Source organism: Rhodococcus sp. ACPA1 (genome assembly GCF_002300195.1).
Lineage (GTDB): Bacteria > Actinomycetota > Actinomycetes > Mycobacteriales > Mycobacteriaceae > Rhodococcus_F > Rhodococcus_F opacus.
This window is the reverse complement of record NZ_NSDX01000005.1, coordinates 418,517-437,011: the sequence shown is the minus strand read 5'-3', so window position 1 is coordinate 437,011 and position 18,495 is coordinate 418,517. Positions and strand designations below refer to the sequence as shown.

The window sequence follows — 18,495 nt, the reverse complement described above, 5'->3', positions numbered from 1 at the left end:
GAGATAATCGGCGCATTCGCGACCCGTGCGCGTCCGGGGAGTGTGTGGACTCGCTCACCACTCACAGGCGCGGAGCGCCCCGTTGGGTACCGTGGAAATCGTCGACACGACATCCGGACGAGCGCACCGTACCCGGCCAGCGACAAGACGGTGCCCGGAGGTTTGTCATGGCGTGGATCGTGCTTGTGCTGTCGGGAATCCTGGAGGCCGTCTGGGCCACCGCCCTCGGCCGATCGGACGGGTTCAGCAAACTCGGACCCAGTGTCGTATTCGGCGTCGCGTTGATTCTCAGCATGGCGGGTCTGGCGTTCGCGATGCGCAGTCTCCCCATCGGAACGTCGTACGCGGTCTGGGTCGGTATCGGCGCAGCCCTCACGGTCGGGTTCGCGATGGTGACCGGCGCCGAGAGTTCCTCGCTGGTGAAGATCCTCCTGATCCTGGGCATCGTGGGATGCGTCGTCGGACTGAAGGTGCTGCACTGACCGGATCGTGACACTCGATGCTTGTGTGTCGCGGGTTACAGTAATTCCATGAACCTGGTGTCGTTGATGACCCTCCCGGTGCGTGTCGGTCTCGCGGCGGCCGATGTCGGTCTCGGAATCGCCGAAGCCAGCCTGGTGACCGTCCGGACGGCGGTCGCCGGAACCGGTGTGGTCACGGGGATGAGCACCCAGGGCAGCCCGTTGCAGGTGATCAGCCAGCTGTCGTCGCTCGCGGCCAACGACCGGCCGCTCGGGCAGGCCCTCCAGCCGGGTGGTCCGCTCGACCGCCTGCTCGCTCCGGGTGGTCCCGTCGACCGTCTCACCTCGGAGGGCGGCACCCTCGAACGACTGCTCGAGCCGGGCGGCCCGCTCGAGCGGGTTCTCGCCAAGGACGGCCCGCTCGACCGGGTGCTCGCCGAGGACGGCACCCTGGAACGGCTTCTCGCGAAGGACGGCCTGCTCGACCGTCTCACCGCCGAGCAGGGACCGCTCGAACGGCTGACCGCGCAGGACGGCGCGGTCGAGCGGCTCACGGCGCCGGGCGGACTCGTGGACCGGGCGCTCGCCGAGAACGGCATCCTCGAGACCCTGCTGTCGGAGGGTGGCGCGTTCGAACGTCTCATCGCCGAGGGTGGCCCGCTCGACCAGATCGTGGCGCTGTCCGAGACGTTGACGGCGCTGGCGCCCAACCTCGAGCGGATGAGCGCCAGCATCGACCTGCTGCAGGAAACGGTGGGGATTCTCAGCGCCGCGGTCGGGCCGCTCGGCGACCTCGCCGGCAAGTTGCCAGGACGCTGGCTCAAGGGCAAGGGCGACCGCCCGGGCGTCGACTACACACTCGGGCCCGCCTGACACTTGACCTGAACGTGACTCGAGGTTTTACGGTCGGTTGATGACTCGCATCGAAGGCCTCGGACCAATCGGCATCTCCCTGAATATCTCACCGGACGAGACGTACCTCGACGAGGCAGCCCGGCTGGAATCCCTCGGCTATTCGGCGATCTGGCTGCGGGGCGGTCAGATCGACAGCCTGGACCGGATCTCGGCTGTCGTCCGGGCGACCGACTCGATCCCCGTCGCGACCGGCATCATCCCGGTCGGCGTGTACGACTCGGGCGCCGTCGCACAGCTTCATGCGGATCTGCAGACGACGGCGCCGGACCGGTTCGTCGTCGGACTGGGTGGCCCGCAGGTCCCCCGGCCGCTCCGAGCGTTGAACGAGTATCTCGACAGGCTCGACCGGTTCGATCCGCCGGTGCCTGCGGAGCGACGGATTCTGGCCGCGCTGGGCCCGCGCAAGCTGGAACTCGCGCGGGACAGGGCCGCGGGGGCCGTCTTGCTCCTCGTCACCCCCGACTACACCGCCGAGGCGCGGCGGATCCTCGGTCCGGACGCCACGCTCGTCGTCTCGCTGATGACGGTGCTCGGCACCGATGCCGCGCAGGCCCGCGACACGGCCCGCGTTCCGCTCCGCTTCCTGTCGGGGGTGGGCGGCTACGCCACCAACTTCGCACGGATGGGCTTCGGCGCCGACGACATCGCGGGGCTGAGCGACCGGCTCGTCGACGACCTGGTCGCCTGGGGCGACGCGGACGCGATCGTCGCGCGGGTCCACAGCCACCTCGCGGCCGGTGCCGATCATGTCGTCGTCAACGAACTGGGTGAGCGGCCGGACGAAGCGGCCCGGCAGCTTGCGCGACTGCTGCCACTTCGTGCATAGGACCGACCGGCCGACAGCAGCCGACCCGTGCCTCTGGTATGTATTTCGCATGACACGAACCATCGTTGCGCTGTTGATCCCTGCCGCCCTGCTGCTCGGGGCATGCAGTTCCGAATCGACCACCACCGAGGCCGCGTCCCCGGCGAGCGCAACGATCGAGGCCACCGAGGCATCCTCCGCAGACCTGCCCGCTGTCGCGGACCTGTGCAAGGGCCTGCTCCAGTACGCGAACGGCGCGGAGGCTCGCGCGCAGCAGAGCGGCGAGACCTTCGACCGCACGAAGGCCCTCGACGACCTGTTCACCCAGTCGGCCGAGACGCCGGAGTGGAAGGACGCCCCGCAGGAGCGCAAGGACCAGATGATCCAGGCCTACGACGCCGCCAAGACCGGGGCCTGCTGACCCGGCTCGGCATCGAGGACCGGAACTGTCCTCAATCCTTCGTAGCGTGCTCGGTATGACCGACACGACGAAGACCATCCGTCCGTTTCGCATCGACATCGCGCAGGAGCAACTCGACGATCTCGCCGATCGTCTCGCGCGCACCCGGTTCGGCACACCCCTCCCGGGTGACGACTGGGCGAGCGGTGTGCCCACGTCGTACCTGGTCGAACTCGTCACGTACTGGCGCGACGAGTTCGACTGGCGGGCGCAGGAGAAATCGCTCAACACCATCCCGCAGTTCGTGACCGAGATCGACGGGCAGAACATCCACTTCCTCCATGTGCGCTCACCCGAACCGGACGCATTGCCCCTCGTCCTCACCCATGGCTGGCCGGGTTCGTTCGTCGAGTTCCTCGACGTGCTCGGGCCCCTCACCGACCCCGCAGCGCACGGGGGCAACCCCGCCGACGCATTCCACGTGGTCGTGCCGTCGCTGCCCGGATTCGGATTCTCCGGACCGGTCCGCGAATCGGGCTGGGACACTCACCGTATCGCCACGGCGTGGACTGATCTGATGAGCCGGCTCGGCTACCACCGCTACGGGGTCCAGGGCGGCGACATCGGTGCGGACGTCTCGCCCGAGGTCGCACGAATCGCCCGGGACGCTGTGGTCGGGGTGCACCTCAACGGCAATGTCGGGGTTCCGTTCCACGAACTGGACGAGGCGGAGCAGGCCAGTCTGTCACCGCTGGAGCAGGACCGCCTGGACCGGGTGTCCCGGTTCATGTCCGAGGAGTTCGGCTACATCTCCATTCAGTCCACGAGACCCGCGACTCTCGGTGCCGCGCTTGCCGACTCGCCGGTGGGTCAACTGGCCTGGATCGTCGACAAGTTCCGCGAGTGGACGTATCCCCGCGAGGCGCTCCCCCACGACGTCGTCGGCATCGACCGGCTTCTCACCGACGTCATGCTGTACTGGCTCACCGACACCGCGTCTTCGTCCGCGTATGTCGGCTACACGCAGGAATCATCCTGGGGCACCGCTAAATCCGCGTCCGCGATCCCGACCGCGGTCATCGTCTTCGCCCACGACGTCGGCATCCGTCGCTACGCCGAACAGGAACACGCGATCACGCGGTGGACCGACGTCGAGGACCGTGGCGGTCACTTCGCCGCACTCGAAGAGCCCGAGACCTTGACCGCGGACATCCGGGAGTTCTTCGCCGGACTCCGCTGAGCGGAACACGACGAACTCGCCGGCCCCGGCAGCGGGACCCGCGAGTTCGTGGACGGTGTTGCGTCAGTTGCCGATACCGGCAACCTCCTGGGCGATGCCGGCCAGTCGCGTCTGGGCCGCCGAGACCACGCCCTGACGGTCCTTGTGGGCTTCCTCGTAGGCGACGATGGTGCGCACGTCGGACGGATCGGTCAGTTCCTTGACCGCGGCGACGGCCTGGGACACGTTGAGGTCGTCGTAGTCGGCGATCGGGAGTTCGTCCGCCTCCAGGACACCGCCGGCGGTGCGTGCGGAGTGAATCGCGTCGGCGATTCCCTCGGCGCCTTCGTTGCGAGTGACCTGCTCGGCCGTTTCGAGGGCGGCGTCACGCGAGGCGGCGAGCGTCTTCACCGCGACGTCGCCCGCGTGGGCGCCTCGCCCGAGCAACGCGCTCAGCATCGGCGGGGTGGTGCGGGCCGTGTCGAGAGCACGGTCGATGCCGCGCGCGGACCACGAGACGGGGACGTTGATCAGCCGGATCGTGGCGCCGGTCGCCGCCTGGAACGGGGTGCGTCGCAGGGCTGCCGGTCCGCCGAGTGCCTCCTCCGCGAGCACCGTGGTCAACCAGTCGACGGTCGCTGCGTGCGCGGTGACCAGCCGATCGGCCAACCGGACGACGTCCTGCTTCCCGGCTGCGGTCGCGAGGGCCTTCACGTACCGCGCCCGGTCGAGCAGCTGATGTTCGAGGGCGAGGTCGCCGAGCAGGGCCTCGTCGAACGGCTGCGCCTGCTCCGCCATCGCCTTCAGCGCCGCTGCCAGCCGGCCGATCAGCGGGCCGACGATCTCCGGCACTCCCCCGAGATCGCGGATCGCGCGTTCGATCGCCTCTGCGCGGAGGCGTCCGTTCTCGGCGTTCTCGGTCAGTTCTCGGCGCACGGCCTCGGTGCGCGCCTGCGCGACGCGGGTTTCGGCAACCTGGATTTCGGTGTTGGTCAGATCGAGTACGGCGTGCAGCTGGGTGATCAGTGTGGGGACGGTGGTGATGGTCATAGCGTGTCCTTCCGGTTCGTGGGGTGCGATCAGATCAGGCTGGAGATGAGATACGCAGCGAGTAGGACTCCGACCAGAACGGCCGCAGCGGTGACGGCCGCGAGGACCGCCGATCCGGTGACGGACATCGTGGGCACGGCGGCAACGAGCGCGGCGACGAGCGCGGTCCCGAGCGAGAAACGACGGTCGGGCTCGTCCTGCTCGTTCTTCGCGTGCCGGGGAGCGTGGGTGCGGAGTGCATTGTGGGCAAGGGTCATGGTTCGATTTCCCGTCTGGAGTCGAATGCGGACCAGAGTCGGGACTACACGAGGGGGCGTTTCGCCGGACGACGCTGTCGGCGCCTTCGTGCAGAGCCCGGGTGTCGCGATTTACAGCGGTAGCGCGCTCACGACATCGACTGCGCGGGCAGTGTCGGATTCGGCCATTGCGTGTTCTCTCCCTGCCGCAACGTCACATGCTCGTATGCGTGCGGCTCGTCCGGGTCGTCAACTTATCTGCTCTGGCTGATACAGATTTCATCTTATCTACTCAGCAGTAAAGTTCAACCCTTCCGAGCAAGAGAATCGGCCGAGGCGCACATGGCGACACTCTGAAACCGCCGGGACCTGCGCAGATGGCACATTTTTCACGGGCCCAGTGCTCGAGAGGACCGGAGGCGAACACCGACGTCGACCCGAAAATCGGTCGAACCCTGTCACCCGACGGATCACTCTCCGGCCGCGCCGCCCTCCGACCCTTCCAACCGGGACGCCAGATCCGCATTCTCGGATTCGAGCGCGAGAATCCTCTGAATGCCCTGGACGTTCACTCCGTCCTCCATGAGCTGCGCTATGCGCGCCAACCTGACCAGATCGTCATCGCTGTATCTACGGGTGCCGCCGCTGGTCCGGGCAGGGGTCAGCAATCCGCGACGCTCGTACAGCCGCAGAGTCTGCGGGCCGATGCCCGTCAACTCCGACGTCACCGCAATTCCGTAGACCCCGCGACATGAGCGGGGTAAGGCGTCGATGGTCACAACAGGCTCCCTTCTGCTTAAGGAACACCTGATATTAACAAACGAATGAAACGAATCTGCAACAGGAGATATAGATTTTGCGTATTCCGTTCAGCACGCGCCCTCGGCTGCGGCGAGGACCAGGACCGGGTGACGTAATCTCGGATCCGAACCGAACACGAACCGAGGCCGCCCTGGCAGGGTTCGTGGAGGTGTCGTGGCCGCGAGTGCCACGGCCTCTGCGCCAGAGACGAGAAGACCGGTGCCCCGCACTCAGGAACACGCAGATCGTTACCGAGACGCCCTCACTGCGCTCGCCGCGGCGACCCAGCGACCGGCAAATGTCGTCAACACCGGTGCGGGCTACGCGATCCGGGTCGATTTCGAGTACAACCGCTACCTTCTCGCATCCAACGCCGCCGACGGACTGACCGACGCCGCCGAGGACACGTCCGAATGGCGGGTCAGCCTCTATCAGGGCGTTACCGACGGAACTTCCGACGAACTGCTGGCCGCCGCCGAGCACGCATGGCTGGTCGACGCGTTCGACCTGGCGTTCGCCGACATCCGGGCCGGGGGCAAATGGCAGTCGGCCGACGCATCGTTCGACGAGTTCAATCCCACCAACGACCCGTCCACCAGGTGAGCCGGTAAGAGCAACTCAGGCGCGACCCGGGACCTCGGACTGCACGAGCAGCTCGAGCTCGGCGTTGCGCGCCGCGAGGATCGCGTTCTCGGCTTCGAGCTGAAGGATCTGACCGATTCCGATCAGATTGACACCGGCCGCGACGAGCTCGGTGATCTTCTGGAGGCGCGCGACATCGTCCTCGCTGTACCGGCGTGTTCCACCGCCCGTGCGAGTCGGTGTGATCAACCCTCGCCGCTCGTACAAGCGCAGCGTCTGCGGCCCGATACCCGTCAGCTCCGACGTTACCGAGATCCCGTACACACCCCGCTGCGAACGAAGCGGCACATGAGAGGACGTCACCGGATCTCCCTTCTTCTCAGGGCGCATCAATCCTATCAAGCTCCGGACGACACAATGTGCCGCAGGGGGGACAGGTTCGCTTCGCTGTGCACGCACTGCCGTCCCGCTGTTCCGCCGCACAGTTCTCGGCGGCCCGGAGGGCCACGCGGCCTCATCTGATTTCCTCCGGGTCCAGTTCTTCGTCCGGCGATCAACGCTCCCGAGCAGCAATCTTGCCGATTCCGCTTGAACTTCCTGCGCTATGACTGTAGAACAAATCTATATCCTTCAGCGCAGATAAGTTCTCACCACGAGGTGGGAGCCAAGGAGAACCGATGACCACACACAACCCGCAGAACGCTCCGCACGACGGAGAAGTCCTCGTTCTCGGCGCAGGCAGCGGTGGAGCGATCGCCGGCGGCCTGATCGCCACGCTGGCCCTCAGCGCGCTCACTCTCCTCTCGTCCCTACCGACCTGACACCCGGCCCGGCCACCTCTTCCACACCGACCCTTCACACCCGACAGGACACAGCGCTCATGCCCGCCAGCTCCACATCCCACGGTTCCGCCACCACTACCGCCTCGCGCGGCGGAGCAACGATGAGCACCGAGGAAATCAAGGCCCGGATCGAGGCGATGTTCGCCGACGAGGCCACCGACACCTCCCCCGCACTCGTCGAATAGCGACACCATTGCCGATGCCGGCAGGTCAGAGAAGGGCAGAGCCATGAATGTGTCCACCCAGCTCGTCGCACCATCCTGCGAAATCCGTCGCATCCCCGCGAGGACGACGCCGACGCATCGCACGAAGCCTGCGGCAGAGGTCGCAGCAGAAGACCGACGGCTGGAACGCCCGGAGGCCGCGCGCCGCGAGCGCGACCAATACCGTGACGTGCCCGCGCAGTGCGAGGCCATCGGCAGGCTCGCCGCCTCCGACCCCCGCCGCGAAGTGTTGCGCCAGCGGCTGATCGAACGTTGCCTGCCGCTCGCCGAACACATCGCCCGGCGTTTCCACGGTCGCGGAGAACCGCTCGACGACCTGATCCAGGTCGCCCGCCTCGGCCTGGTCAAGGCAGTCGACCGGTTCGACGCCCGCTGTGGAGCGAACTTCGTGTCCTACGCCGTCCCGACCATCACCGGCGAAGTCCGCAGGCACTTCCGCGACACGGGCTGGGCCATGCGCGTCCCGCGCAGCATGCAGGAACTGCACCTCTCCCTCACCAACGCGACGACCGAACTGACCACCACGCTCGGACGCGCCCCGACGGCGAGCGAACTGGCCGAGACCCTCGGGATCGACAAGGACGAAGTCGTCCAGGGGCTCCGAGTCGCCGACGCCTACAGCACCCTCTCCGTGGACTTCCCGCTCGGCGAGAACGAACGCCCCCTGTCGGAGACGATCGGCGACGTCGACCCGGCCCTCGCACACGTCGAGGACCACGTGGTCCTCGCACCTCTGCTGGAATCACTTCCCGACCTCGAACGCACCGTGCTGGTCCTGCGCTTCTTCGGCAACATGACCCAGTCGCAGATCGCCGCGCGGGTGGGTGTCTCACAGATGCAGGTATCCCGGCTCCTGACCAAGACGCTGGCGAACCTGCGCGGAAAACTCGCCGACGTCGGCGGTCAGATGCTCTCGTAGTCGGCCAGGAAGTCCTCCCACGTCCGCTTGCCCGTCGCTGCGACGTCGAGTGACAGGTTCGCGCCCTCCCGGTACGCGCGGCCGGCCTTTCCCGGCATCCGCACCGGCATCGTCAGCCGATGCCTTCCGGTCGCCTGCAGGTATCCGCGAATCAGATCGGCCATCCCGTACACAGTCGGCCCGGGCAGGTCGGGAACCAGGCCGGCCGGTGCCCCGAGCGTCAGTTCCACCAGGCGCGCCGCGACCTCCCCCGAATCGACCGGCTGGAACCGCAGTCCGCCCGGGACCGGAATCACCGGCAGTTTCACCATCTTCTGCAGCATGGTCAGCACCAGGTCGTGGAACTGGGCCGCGCGCAGCGTCGTCCACGGCACACCCGACTCGGCCACCGCTCGTTCCGCGGCCAGCTTGGATCCGAACCAGCTGAGCGGGACGCCGTCGGCGCCGATCACCGAGATGTACACGAGGTGCTGCACCCCGGCGCGCGAGGCGGCGTCCACCAGGTTCCGCGTCGCGACCTCGTCACCCTTGGGTCCGCCCGCCAAGTGCAGAACGGTCTCGACCCTCTCCAGCGCAGGCTCTATTCCCTTGCCCTCGAACAAGTCACCGGCCAGGTACTCGACGCCGTCGCCGGGCTCGCGGCCGTGCCTGCTGAGAACCCGCACATCCCGGCCCGCTGCCCGCAGCAGTGGGACGACCTGACGTCCGAGCGTGCCCGTACCGCCGGTGATCAGAATGGGTGATGTCATGATCTCTCCAGATTCGTTGGATGCGGGACTCGGTTTCCCGGTCTCGGCAGCTGGTTTTCGGTGGATCTACTGCTAAGACACGCGGCGAGGAAGGAATGTGACACGGTGGACGACTGCGATCGGCTGACGGAGCGTTTCGAGGAACACCGGCCCCGGCTGCGGGCCGTCGCGTACCGGATGCTGGGCTCGGTGACCGAAGCCGACGACGCCGTCCAGGAGGCGTGGCTGCGCATGAACCGCGCCGACACCGGCGACGTGGACAATCTCGAGGCGTGGCTGACCACCGTGGTGTCGCGGGTGTGCCTGAACGTGCTGCGCTCACGCGAGCAGCGGCGCGAGGAACCTCTCGACGTGCAGGCGCACGACCCGGTCGTCGGTCACGAGGACGGTGGCGACCCCGAACACGAAGCGGTGCTGGCCGACTCGGTCGGGCTGGCACTGCTCGTGGTGCTCGACACGCTGACCCCGGCCGAGCGGCTCGCGTTCGTGCTGCACGACATGTTCGACGTGCCCTTCGACGACGTCGCCCCCATCGTGGGCCGCTCCTCCCCGGCGGTTCGGCAGCTCGCCAGCCGCGCCCGCCGACGGGTGAAAGGAGTCTCGCCGGCACCGGCCACGGCGGATCTGGAACGCCAGCGCCGCGTCGTCGACGCCTATCTGGCCGCGACCCGCGGCGGCGACTTCGACGCGCTGGTCGCCCTGCTCGATCCGGATGTGGTGCTCCGCGCCGATCCGGCTGTCGGCCCCACCCCGGCGCCTCTCGTGATCCGGGGTGCTCGCGTCGTGGCCAGGGGCGCGCTCGCCTCCTCGGAACGGGCCCGGTTCACCCAGGTCGCCCTGGTGAACGGGGCGGTCGGGCTCGTGATGGCTCTCCGCGGGCGGTTGCACCTGGTGCTGAAGTTCACGATCGCCGACGGCAGCATCACCGAGATCGACGTCATCGCGGAACCCGATCGCGTCCGCCGACTCGATCTCGCGGTTCTCGGTGACTGACGGGACCCCGGTCACCCGTACAGGGTGATGACCCTGCGCGCCCCGACCCGCAGCATGGAGGTGGCCGACACTGCCGGGAGAGGGGCGCGAACGTGACTACTGCCTCGGACGACGACGCCCCACCCCAGAGCGCAGCCGCGCCGTCGCCGTTCCCGCCCATCGCCGACTACGCCTTCCTCTCGAACTGTCACACCGGGGCACTGATCGCGCCGGACGGTTCCGTCGACTGGCTGTGCGTGCCCCGGTTCGACTCGCCCAGCGTGTTCGGTTCCCTCCTCGACCGCGAGGCCGGGATGTTCCGGATCGGCCCGTTCGGGCTCAACGTTCCGGCATCCCGGCAGTACGAGCCGGGAAGCAACACCATTTCGGCGGTGTGGAACACGCCGACCGGCTGGGTGACCGTGCGCAGTGCACTGACGATGGGTCCGAGCCGCGGCGAGGACACGATCACTCCCCACACACGGCCGCCTGCAGACGAGGACGCCGATCACATGCTGGTCCGCACGGTCACCTGCCTCGACGGCACTGTGGAGGTGGAGTTGGTGTGCGAGCCCGTGTTCGACTACGGGAGAACACCGGCGGAGTGGGTTCTCGTGGACGGCGATCGGCACACCGCCGACGCGAGCGGCGCGGGGCGGACCCTACGCCTGCAGACGGACATGGCGCTCGGCATCGAGGGTGGGCGGGTGCGCGCCCGGCACGTGCTCGAGAAGGGTGAAACCCTCTACTGCGCGCTGTCGTGGGCGGCGGAACTCGCCGCACCGGAAACGGCGGAAGAGGCTGTCGCGCAACTCGATGCAACCTCGGTTTTCTGGCGGCGCTGGTTCAGCCACGCACGCTTTCCCGATCACCGGTGGCGGGAGGCGATTCAGCGGTCCGCCCTCACCATCAAGGGACTCACGTACATGCCGACCGGCGCCACCGTTGCGGCCCTCACCACGTCCCTACCGGAAACTCCGGGTGGCGAACGTAATTGGGACTACCGGTACACGTGGATGCGGGACTCCACGTTCACCCTGCAGGCTCTGCACTATCTGAACCTGGACTGGGAGGCCGACGAATTCATGCAGTTCATCGCCGACCTCGAGTCGAACGGCGATGGCGCACTGCAGATCATGTACGGGATCGACGGCGCCCGCGACCTGACGGAGTCGACCCGCGACGACCTGTCCGGCTACGCGGGCGCGCGTCCGGTGCGCATCGGAAACGGCGCGTTCGACCAGCGGCAGAACGACGTGTTCGGCGCCGTCCTCGACTCGATCCTGTTGCACACGGTGCGCAGCAAGCGCCTCCCCCGCCGGCTGTGGCCGCTCGTGCAGCAGCAGGCGACGTGCGCGTCCGCGGTATGGCGCAACCCCGATCAGGGGATCTGGGAGGCTCGCGGCGCACCGCAGCACTACGTGTCGTCGAAGCTGATGTGCTGGGTGGCACTCGACCGCGCGTCGAAGATCGCGGGCATCCGCGGCGATCGCTCGGCCGAGGAAACCTGGCGCGCCACAGCCGAAGAGATCCGCGCTGACATCCTCGAGCACGGGGTGAAGAACGGGGTTCTGCGCCAGCACTACGACACCGAGGCGCTGGACGCGTCGACCCTGCTCGCCGCGGTCTTCGGTTTCCTTCCCCGCGGGGACGCCCGCCTGCGCGCCACCGTCGACGCCATCGCGAACGATCTCACCGAAGACGGATTCGTCCTGCGCTACCGCACCGGCGAAACCGACGACGGGTTGTCGGGCAAGGAAGGCAGTTTCCTGATCTGCTCGTTCTGGCTGGTGTCGGCACTGACCGTGGTCGAACAGGTGCAGGAGGCAACCGATTTGATGGAGCGGTTGGTCAGCGTGTCCTCTCCCCTGGGGCTGTACGCCGAGGAGTTCGACACGAGCACCGGCCGTCATCTCGGCAATTTTCCGCAGGCGTTCTCCCACCTCGCGCTGATCGAGGCCGCGGGGCGCATCATCCTGCACGAACGAATGCGGGAACTGATGTGAGCCGAGGCGGGCCACCACGTCCCGTCACCGTAGGCTGAGATCGTGTCCCGAGCAGAGTCGAATCGGACGTACAGCGGCCAACCGGTTGCGGAACGTCGCGTAGCCCGCCGGGCACGGTTCCTCGACTCCGCCCTGTCCGTCTTCGCGGAGAAGACGTACGCCCACAGTTCGATCAGCGACATCTGCGCCCACGCCGGACTGTCGCGTCGCCAGTTCTACGAGGAGTTCGGCAGCCGCGAGGACATCCTCCTCGCGCTCTACGACACGATTCAGGACGAGGCCCGGGACGCGGTGCTCGCCGCGAACGACCGGGCGCCCTCGCGCGATCCCCGGACCGTCGCCGGCACCGTCATGACGGCCTACATCGAATCGGTCGGCACGGACGAGCGGCGGTCCAGGATCATCTTCGTGGAGGTGGTCGGCGCGGGCCCCCGGGTGGAGCAGTACCGCCTCGCGCGCCGCACGCAGTGGGCCGAACTCTTCGAAGCGGTCACCCGCACGATCGACGGTGGCGTCGTCGACCCGCCCGAGCGGTTCGCGATGGTGTCGATCGCCTTCATCGGGGCGGTCAACGATCTCGCCCATCACTGGAGCACCGCCTCCCCCAGACCGTCCGCGTCGGTCCTGGTGGACGTTCTGAGCACGATGCTCATCGCGCTTGTCACCGACCAGACCTGAGCCGAACTTACTCGCGAGTATTGCGATACCCGTCACACCTGATCTATGGTCTGCACTCAAAGTGAGACATAGACGTCTCACTTCGGCCGGGGAGGACCACATGATCGGAACGAGAACGCTACGACGTCGAATGCTGCTGGTGGGAGCGATGGTGGTGGCCGCACAACTCGCCGTCGCCACGCCGTCGGTCGGGGCTCCCACCGACGGCGGAACGTCGGTGGACGTGCAGCCGGCCCCTACCGTTCCCGCCTGGCCCGAGGCCGACCGGGGTTTCTACGAACCGCCTGCAAACGTGGTCGCGGCGGCCGAGCCGGGCGAGATCATCGCCGCCCGCGAAGTGCACCTGGCGAACCTGTCGGTGCTTCCGGTGAACGTCGACGCGTGGCAGCTGTCGTTTCGCTCCAACAATTCGCGGGACGAGGCGATCCCTGCGGTCGCGACGGTCATCAAGCCCCGGGGCACGATCGACGGCGTCCGCAATCTGCTCTCGCTCCAGCCGGCGGAGGACTCCCTCGGCAAGTACTGCGCCGCCTCGTACGCACTGCAGCAGTGGTCCGTGCCCGCGCCGTTGACCGGTCAGATCGTCGCACCGCTGCAGTTCCTCGAGGCGCAGGCCGCCCTCGCCCAGGGATGGGCCGTCGTGATGCCGGATCACCAGGGCCCGAACGCCGCGTATGCGGCCGGGCCCCTCGCGGGCCGCATCACCCTGGACGGGATCCGCGCGGCGGAGAACTTCGACCCACTGGGCCTGACGGGCCGGCAGACTCCGGTCGGGTTGATGGGCTACTCCGGAGGCGCGATCGCGACGGGTCACGCCGCCGAACTCCACGCGAGCTACGCACCGGACCTGAACATCGTCGGCGCGGCCGAGGGCGGCATCCCGGCCGATCTCGGCGCCCTCGTCGATCTCGCGGACGACAACCTGGGCGCGGGAATCGTGCTGGGCGGCGTGTTCGGCGTGAGCCGTGACTATCCCGAGCTCGCGGAGTATCTCGGCACGCACTTGAACCCACTCGGCAAGCAGCTTCTCGCCGCCAAGAGCAACCTCTGCGTCAGCTATCAGTCGGCGCTGCTGCCGTTCGCGAACCTGAGGGGCCTGTTCGACAGCCCGAGCGGCGACCCGCTGCGCGATCCGGTGGTCGAATCGGTACTCGACCGGACCAAGATGGGACACCGGATCCCGGACGTCCCGATGTTCATGTACCAGGCGAACCCGGACTGGCTGGTGCCGGTCGGGCCCGTCGACAGACTGGTCGACACTTACTGCGAGGACCCGAACGCCCGGGTGACGTACACCCGCGACCACGCCAGCGAGCACCTGTCCCTCGAACCGGTCGCAGCCGCGAGCGCCCTGATGTGGCTGCGGGACCGGTTCGCCGGGGTGCCCGCCGACGCCGGATGCATCACCCACGACGTGGGATCGATGGCCCTCGACCAGGCGACGTGGCCGGTGTGGTCGTCGATCGTCGGCGACACGATCGCGAGCCTGCTCGGTCAGCCGATCGGCACGTGAGGGCGCGGTCCGATCAGAGGTCGCCGACACCGGCGAGCAGTCTGCGCGCCCCCTCGTGGAGGCGGTCCCGGACGGTGGCGACGCTGATCTGCATCGTGTCCGCCACTTCGTCGCAGGACATTCCCCGGTAATACACGAGGGCCAGTGTCTCCCGTTCGAGGGCGGGCAGCGCTTCCACCGCGTCCAGTACCGCCGACCTGCACGAATTCACTTGCATGCACTCATCGTCAATGACCGGCGGGGTCGGAGACAGGGACCCCAGGGTGACGAACTGCCCACCCAGGGGTGAGCGTGCGGGAAACACAGAGGGCCACCTTCCCGGGGGAAGGTGGCCCTCTGTGTGCGGAGGTAATTCCGCGGTGGAGCCTCCTGTCAGGATTGAACTGACGACCGCTCGCTTACAAGGCGAGTGCTCTACCACTGAGCTAAGGAGGCGGACACGCGCGCCCATCATATCCATTGCAGGAACGTCGGCTACTTCCGCCCACATTGGATAGCGTTGGAGCCATGAGTACCTCGGAGATCGCCACTGTCCTCGCTTGGCACGACGCCCTCAACTCCGGCGACATCGACACTCTGCTGTCCCTGTCGAGCGACGACATCGAGATGGGTGGGCCGAAAGGCGCCACCCAGGGCCTGGCGGCGCTGCGGGAATGGGCGTCTACCGCGGGCATCACGCTGATTCCGCAGCGAATGTATTACTACGACGGGGTGCTGGTGGTCGAACAGCAGGCCACGTGGGCCACGGACCCCGAGGAGACGCGTATCCTGGCCTCTGCATTCCGTGTCGTCCACGATCAGGTCATCTCCACGTTCCGCCACGAGACACTCGAGTCTGCACTCTCCGCCACCGATTTGACCGAGAAAGATCTTGTCTCCGACACGTAGTATGGCCAAGCTCACAGAATCCCTCCAACGTCTCACAGGCGACCGTCGCGCAACGGTCGATGCGGTCACCGCTGCACCCACACCGCTGCAGCCGATCGACCTCACCGACGACGCGGTGGTCGCCGAAGTACTCGACCTCGCCGTGCGAGTCGGTGAAGTGCTCCTCGCGTCCGGCACCGGTGCGATGGACACCGCCGAGCAGGTGCAGTTCATCGCCGCCACGTACGGCCTCGCCCAGTGCGATGTGGATGTCACGTACAACTCCATCGTGCTGTCCGCGTACCGCGGGCCGACCCTCCCGCCGGCGAGCACGATGCGGATAGTGCACTACCGCTCGATGGACTTCACCCGCCTCGCGGCGGTGGACCGGCTCACGCGGCGGATCCGCCGGGAGGCCGTCACCCCCAGCGAGGCGCACGAGGCCCTGACCGCGGTCACCACGGCGCCGCACCCGTACAACCGCTGGATCGCGACGCTCGCCTGGGCGTCGATGGCCGCGTCGGTCTCCGTGTTGATGGGTGGTGGGGTGCTGGTCGCATCGGTCGCCTTCCTGACGACGATGGTGATCTACCGAGTCAACCGCGTCCTCAACCGCATCGGTCTGCCGTTCTTCTTCCAGCAGGTGGCGGGCGGTCTGGTGGCGGCGACCCCGGCGGCGACGCTCTATACGTTCCAGGATCAGCTGGGTGTCGAGATCAGACCCTCGCAGATCATTTCGGCCGGTGTGGTGGTGCTGTTGTCCGGGTTGTCGCTGGTCGGTTCCGTGCAGGATGCCATCACGGGAGCACCGATCACGGCGGCGGCGCGATTCTTCGAAGTGGTCATGATGACCGGCGGCATCATCGCCGGTGTGGCCATCTCGTTGCGTCTGACCGGTGTGCTGGGTTCGACCCTGCCACCCGTCAACGTCGAGATCACGGAACTCGTGCAACTACCCGTCCTGGTGATGTCGGGCGCTTTCGCGTCGATGTTCTATGCATTGGCCTGTTACGCCGAGCAGCGCGCCCTCACGGCCGCGTGGTTCGGTGGCGCGGCCGGCGCCCTGGTCTACATGGTGGCGCACCAGTTCGGCATCGGCCCCATCATCGGTTCGGCACTCGCCGCCACAGTGGTCGGTTTCGCCGGTGGTCTGATGGCCCGCCGCGCGCTCACGCCGCCGCTGGTCGTCGTGGTGGCGGGTATCACGCCACTGCTGCCGGGTCTGTCTCTGTATCGGGGCCTCTACGCCCTGCTCAACAACGAGGTGGTGATCGGACTCAGCTCGCTGCTCGCGGCGTTCGGTATCGGTTGCGCACTCGCGGCGGGCGTCACGCTCGGCGAGTGGATCGCCCGGACCCTGCGGAGGCCGCGCATCCTGCGTCGCACAGACGACATCCGCCGCCCCGTCTTCAAGACGAGGCGGCGGAAGCCGGTCGAAACACACACACAGAAGGCGGCCTGAGGCACTTTCAGGTAACGGCCTCTCGGCCGTCTGCCGGGTACGACCGCCGGTGTCTCACCGGACGGTCGTCCCGGCACATCGTCGCCGACACGCGGCGCCGGGGAGGTCAGCTCTTGTCGACGCTGTGCCGTCCGCCCGACTTCTCGTCGGCCTCCATGGCCTCACGCAGGCTCTTCGGCCGCATGTCGGTCCAGTTCTTCTCCACGTACTCGAGGCACGCGGCCCGGCTTTCCTCGCCGAAAACTACGCGCCAGCCTGCCGGCACCTCAGAGAACGTGGGCCACAGTGAGTGCTGGTCCTCATCGTTCACCAGCACGTAGAAGCGGCCTTCTTCGTCATCGAATGGATTGGTGCTCATCTCGCCTCGCTTGTCGCATACGTGTCCTGTGCGTTCACACTAGCAAGCGTGCCGTTGCGGCCACGCCGTGTTACGACAGATGTAACGATCTCTCCCGCCCGCACGGCAACGTTCGACAGGAGCGACGACGTGATTCCGTGCGTTTTCTCCGTGCCGCCCTGCAGATAGATTCCCGCTGTGACGTCCGGTGAAACCGCCAATCTGTAATCTCGGCCCACTTCACGCGGCGGGTGGGTCTTCGGCGCCAGATCGCCGAGCAGAGGCTCGAGGGGTGCGGGGGTGAAACCGGTGGCCAGAATCAGTGCGTCGCAAGCGAGAGTGTCGGTGAGGCCGTCCACACCGCTGCGGACAGCCACCTCGATTCCGTCCGAAGTCTCGTCGACGGCAATGATCTCCGACGCGCGGCGCATGAACAGGCGGCGACGCCCCCGCACGCGTTCCTGGTATTCGGTCGCGTAGAGCTCGTTGATGAGCTCGATGTCGACCACCGAATAGTTAGTACTCCTATGGACATCCAGCAATCGCAGACGCTCCGCCTCCGGGGCACCGTGCAGATCGTCCACCGCCTCCGGATCGAAGATGCGGTTGGCGTACGGACTGTCGTCCGCCGGGCTGTACCCGTACCGCGAGAAGACGCTGTGGACTTCGGCTTCGGGGTAGTTTCCGTGCAGGTACTGCACGATCTCGGCGGCACTCTGGCCTGCCCCGAGGACGACGAACCGATGGTGGACCGGAGCCGGCATCTCGCCGAGCCGGAACAGGAACTGGTGGTTGTGGAAGCACCGCGCAGAGGGGTTGGCCCACTCGGGGATTCGTTCCCGCAGACCGGCGCCCATCACGACGTTGCGCGCGATCACCGTGCTGCCGTCGGCGGCGCGGACCTCGAAACGGTCGATCACCCCGTCGTCGCCGCGGATTCCGCGCACGGTCTCCACCGCGGTGCCGTATCGCACGTCGGCGTCCACTCGGCGTGCCGCCCACTGCAGATAGTCGTGAAACTCGTGGCGAGTCGGAAAGAAGGTCTGGTGATTGACGAAGTCGACGAGGCGACCCTGGTCGAAAAGGTAATTGAAGAAGGTGAATGCGCTTCGCGGATTCCGGAACGTCACCAGGTCCTTCGGAAACGCGATCTGCATCGTCGCGCCGTCGAGAAGCATCCCGGGATGCCACCCGAATCGATCCTGCTTCTCGATGAACTGCGCGCTGATCCGCTCGCGCGGGGGGCACTCCGCATTGTGTTCCTCGATGGCAATGGCCAGGGCGAGGTTAGCGGGACCGAATCCGACACCCACGACATCTCGCACTGGGAGATCTGTACCGACCGTTTCCGGCGATTCACTCATAGCTCGTTGTCCGTCCTCGACGCCGCGCCGCACCCGACCCAGCCGCCGTCTGCCTTCCGAAAAGATAGTGAAGCCTATCCTTATTTCCAGCAC

General features: G+C 67.2%; 23 protein-coding genes, 1 tRNA gene and 1 riboswitch. Of the genes, 15 read left to right on the top strand and 9 right to left on the bottom strand.

All coding sequences use genetic code 11. The annotated features are described in order from the left end of the window. Positions 1 to 95 precede the first annotated feature (95 nt). Positions 96 to 157, top strand: a riboswitch (guanidine-III (ykkC-III) riboswitch). 10 nt (positions 158 to 167) lie between these two features. The 5 genes from CJ177_RS26395 to CJ177_RS26375 are packed head-to-tail and all read left to right on the top strand — an operon-like array spanning position 168 to position 3,821. After that, on the top strand, positions 168 to 482 hold the full coding sequence (locus CJ177_RS26395; protein WP_061042240.1) for a multidrug efflux SMR transporter: 315 nt from the start codon (positions 168 to 170) through the stop codon (positions 480 to 482). Positions 483 to 530: 48 nt separating this feature from the next. Then, positions 531 to 1,334, top strand: coding sequence for a hypothetical protein (locus CJ177_RS26390; protein ID WP_005244499.1), 804 nt, complete (start codon positions 531 to 533; stop codon positions 1,332 to 1,334). Between the two features lie 40 nt (positions 1,335 to 1,374). Beyond that, positions 1,375 to 2,202: an LLM class F420-dependent oxidoreductase gene (locus CJ177_RS26385; protein WP_095868991.1), complete on the top strand. Its 828-nt coding sequence runs from the start codon at positions 1,375 to 1,377 to the stop codon at positions 2,200 to 2,202. A gap of 49 nt (positions 2,203 to 2,251) precedes the next feature. Further along, entirely contained in the window at positions 2,252 to 2,602 is a 351-nt protein-coding gene (locus CJ177_RS26380; RefSeq protein ID WP_061042242.1) for a hypothetical protein, read from the top strand. Positions 2,603 to 2,657: 55 nt separating this feature from the next. Next, positions 2,658 to 3,821, top strand: coding sequence for an epoxide hydrolase family protein (locus CJ177_RS26375; protein WP_095869234.1), 1,164 nt, complete (start codon positions 2,658 to 2,660; stop codon positions 3,819 to 3,821). 63 nt (positions 3,822 to 3,884) lie between these two features. On the opposite strand, the gene CJ177_RS26370 is transcribed toward CJ177_RS26375, so the two are convergent. The 3 genes from CJ177_RS26370 to CJ177_RS26360 all read right to left on the bottom strand — a co-directional run bounded on the left by CJ177_RS26370 (position 3,885) and on the right by CJ177_RS26360 (position 5,865). Continuing rightward, positions 3,885 to 4,850 (bottom strand): hypothetical protein, encoded by a 966-nt coding sequence (locus CJ177_RS26370; protein WP_005244503.1) that lies wholly within the window; start codon positions 4,848 to 4,850, stop codon positions 3,885 to 3,887. Between the two features lie 29 nt (positions 4,851 to 4,879). Next, entirely contained in the window at positions 4,880 to 5,107 is a 228-nt protein-coding gene (locus CJ177_RS26365; protein ID WP_095868990.1) for a hypothetical protein, read from the bottom strand. Positions 5,108 to 5,556: 449 nt separating this feature from the next. Then, positions 5,557 to 5,865, bottom strand: a complete 309-nt coding sequence (locus tag CJ177_RS26360) for a MerR family transcriptional regulator (RefSeq protein ID WP_005244505.1) — start codon at positions 5,863 to 5,865, stop codon at positions 5,557 to 5,559. A 241-nt stretch (positions 5,866 to 6,106) separates the two neighbouring features. On the opposite strand from CJ177_RS26360, the gene CJ177_RS26355 reads away from it, so the two are divergent. Continuing rightward, complete coding sequence (locus CJ177_RS26355) at positions 6,107 to 6,490, top strand: hypothetical protein (RefSeq protein ID WP_005244506.1); 384 nt, start codon at positions 6,107 to 6,109, stop codon at positions 6,488 to 6,490. 15 nt (positions 6,491 to 6,505) lie between these two features. Here CJ177_RS26355 and CJ177_RS26350 read toward each other — a convergent pair whose 3' ends face one another. Further along, positions 6,506 to 6,859, bottom strand: a complete 354-nt coding sequence (locus CJ177_RS26350) for a helix-turn-helix transcriptional regulator (RefSeq protein ID WP_043943643.1) — start codon at positions 6,857 to 6,859, stop codon at positions 6,506 to 6,508. 287 nt (positions 6,860 to 7,146) lie between these two features. Between CJ177_RS26350 and CJ177_RS47465 the strand changes: the two genes are divergently transcribed. Genes CJ177_RS47465 through CJ177_RS26345 form a run of 3 tightly spaced genes read left to right on the top strand, consistent with a single transcriptional unit; the run spans position 7,147 to position 8,454 of the window. Beyond that, on the top strand, positions 7,147 to 7,290 hold the full coding sequence (locus CJ177_RS47465) for a hypothetical protein (RefSeq protein WP_016883983.1): 144 nt from the start codon (positions 7,147 to 7,149) through the stop codon (positions 7,288 to 7,290). A 59-nt stretch (positions 7,291 to 7,349) separates the two neighbouring features. Further along, entirely contained in the window at positions 7,350 to 7,496 is a 147-nt protein-coding gene (locus tag CJ177_RS47460; protein WP_179443285.1) for a hypothetical protein, read from the top strand. Between the two features lie 43 nt (positions 7,497 to 7,539). Next, positions 7,540 to 8,454 (top strand): SigB/SigF/SigG family RNA polymerase sigma factor, encoded by a 915-nt coding sequence (locus tag CJ177_RS26345; protein ID WP_095868989.1) that lies wholly within the window; start codon positions 7,540 to 7,542, stop codon positions 8,452 to 8,454. On the opposite strand, the gene CJ177_RS26340 is transcribed toward CJ177_RS26345, so the two are convergent. After that, complete coding sequence (locus CJ177_RS26340; protein ID WP_095868988.1) at positions 8,439 to 9,203, bottom strand: SDR family oxidoreductase; 765 nt, start codon at positions 9,201 to 9,203, stop codon at positions 8,439 to 8,441. The two genes, CJ177_RS26345 and CJ177_RS26340, sit on opposite strands and share 16 nt — an antisense overlap. A gap of 105 nt (positions 9,204 to 9,308) precedes the next feature. Between CJ177_RS26340 and CJ177_RS26335 the strand changes: the two genes are divergently transcribed. The 4 genes from CJ177_RS26335 to CJ177_RS26320 all read left to right on the top strand — a co-directional run bounded on the left by CJ177_RS26335 (position 9,309) and on the right by CJ177_RS26320 (position 14,372). Then, positions 9,309 to 10,196 (top strand): sigma-70 family RNA polymerase sigma factor, encoded by an 888-nt coding sequence (locus tag CJ177_RS26335; protein ID WP_005244510.1) that lies wholly within the window; start codon positions 9,309 to 9,311, stop codon positions 10,194 to 10,196. A gap of 92 nt (positions 10,197 to 10,288) precedes the next feature. Further along, the gene (locus CJ177_RS26330; protein WP_095868987.1) at positions 10,289 to 12,181 is read left to right on the top strand and encodes a glycoside hydrolase family 15 protein; all 1,893 of its coding nucleotides are present in this window, start codon (positions 10,289 to 10,291) and stop codon (positions 12,179 to 12,181) included. Between the two features lie 42 nt (positions 12,182 to 12,223). Beyond that, positions 12,224 to 12,859: a TetR/AcrR family transcriptional regulator gene (locus tag CJ177_RS26325; RefSeq protein ID WP_095868986.1), complete on the top strand. Its 636-nt coding sequence runs from the start codon at positions 12,224 to 12,226 to the stop codon at positions 12,857 to 12,859. A 100-nt stretch (positions 12,860 to 12,959) separates the two neighbouring features. After that, positions 12,960 to 14,372, top strand: a complete 1,413-nt coding sequence (locus CJ177_RS26320; protein WP_095868985.1) for a lipase family protein — start codon at positions 12,960 to 12,962, stop codon at positions 14,370 to 14,372. Positions 14,373 to 14,385: 13 nt separating this feature from the next. Here CJ177_RS26320 and CJ177_RS26315 read toward each other — a convergent pair whose 3' ends face one another. Next, positions 14,386 to 14,589 (bottom strand): RNA polymerase sigma factor, encoded by a 204-nt coding sequence (locus CJ177_RS26315; protein ID WP_095868984.1) that lies wholly within the window; start codon positions 14,587 to 14,589, stop codon positions 14,386 to 14,388. A gap of 143 nt (positions 14,590 to 14,732) precedes the next feature. After that, positions 14,733 to 14,807, bottom strand: a tRNA-Thr gene (locus tag CJ177_RS26310). A gap of 72 nt (positions 14,808 to 14,879) precedes the next feature. On the opposite strand from CJ177_RS26310, the gene CJ177_RS26305 reads away from it, so the two are divergent. Both CJ177_RS26305 and CJ177_RS26300 read left to right on the top strand, forming a co-directional pair. After that, a complete protein-coding gene (locus CJ177_RS26305) occupies positions 14,880 to 15,260 on the top strand; it encodes a nuclear transport factor 2 family protein (RefSeq protein WP_005262863.1) in 381 nt (126 codons plus the stop codon). 1 nt (position 15,261) lies between these two features. After that, complete coding sequence (locus tag CJ177_RS26300) at positions 15,262 to 16,701, top strand: threonine/serine exporter ThrE family protein (RefSeq protein WP_005561483.1); 1,440 nt, start codon at positions 15,262 to 15,264, stop codon at positions 16,699 to 16,701. A gap of 106 nt (positions 16,702 to 16,807) precedes the next feature. Here CJ177_RS26300 and CJ177_RS26295 read toward each other — a convergent pair whose 3' ends face one another. Together CJ177_RS26295 and CJ177_RS26290 are read right to left on the bottom strand one after the other, a co-directional pair. Next, positions 16,808 to 17,059, bottom strand: coding sequence for an MbtH family protein (locus CJ177_RS26295; RefSeq protein WP_005244517.1), 252 nt, complete (start codon positions 17,057 to 17,059; stop codon positions 16,808 to 16,810). Next, on the bottom strand, positions 17,056 to 18,402 hold the full coding sequence (locus CJ177_RS26290; RefSeq protein ID WP_005244518.1) for a lysine N(6)-hydroxylase/L-ornithine N(5)-oxygenase family protein: 1,347 nt from the start codon (positions 18,400 to 18,402) through the stop codon (positions 17,056 to 17,058). The genes CJ177_RS26295 and CJ177_RS26290 overlap by 4 nt, the downstream gene beginning before the upstream one ends. Between the last annotated feature and the right edge of the window lie 93 nt (positions 18,403 to 18,495).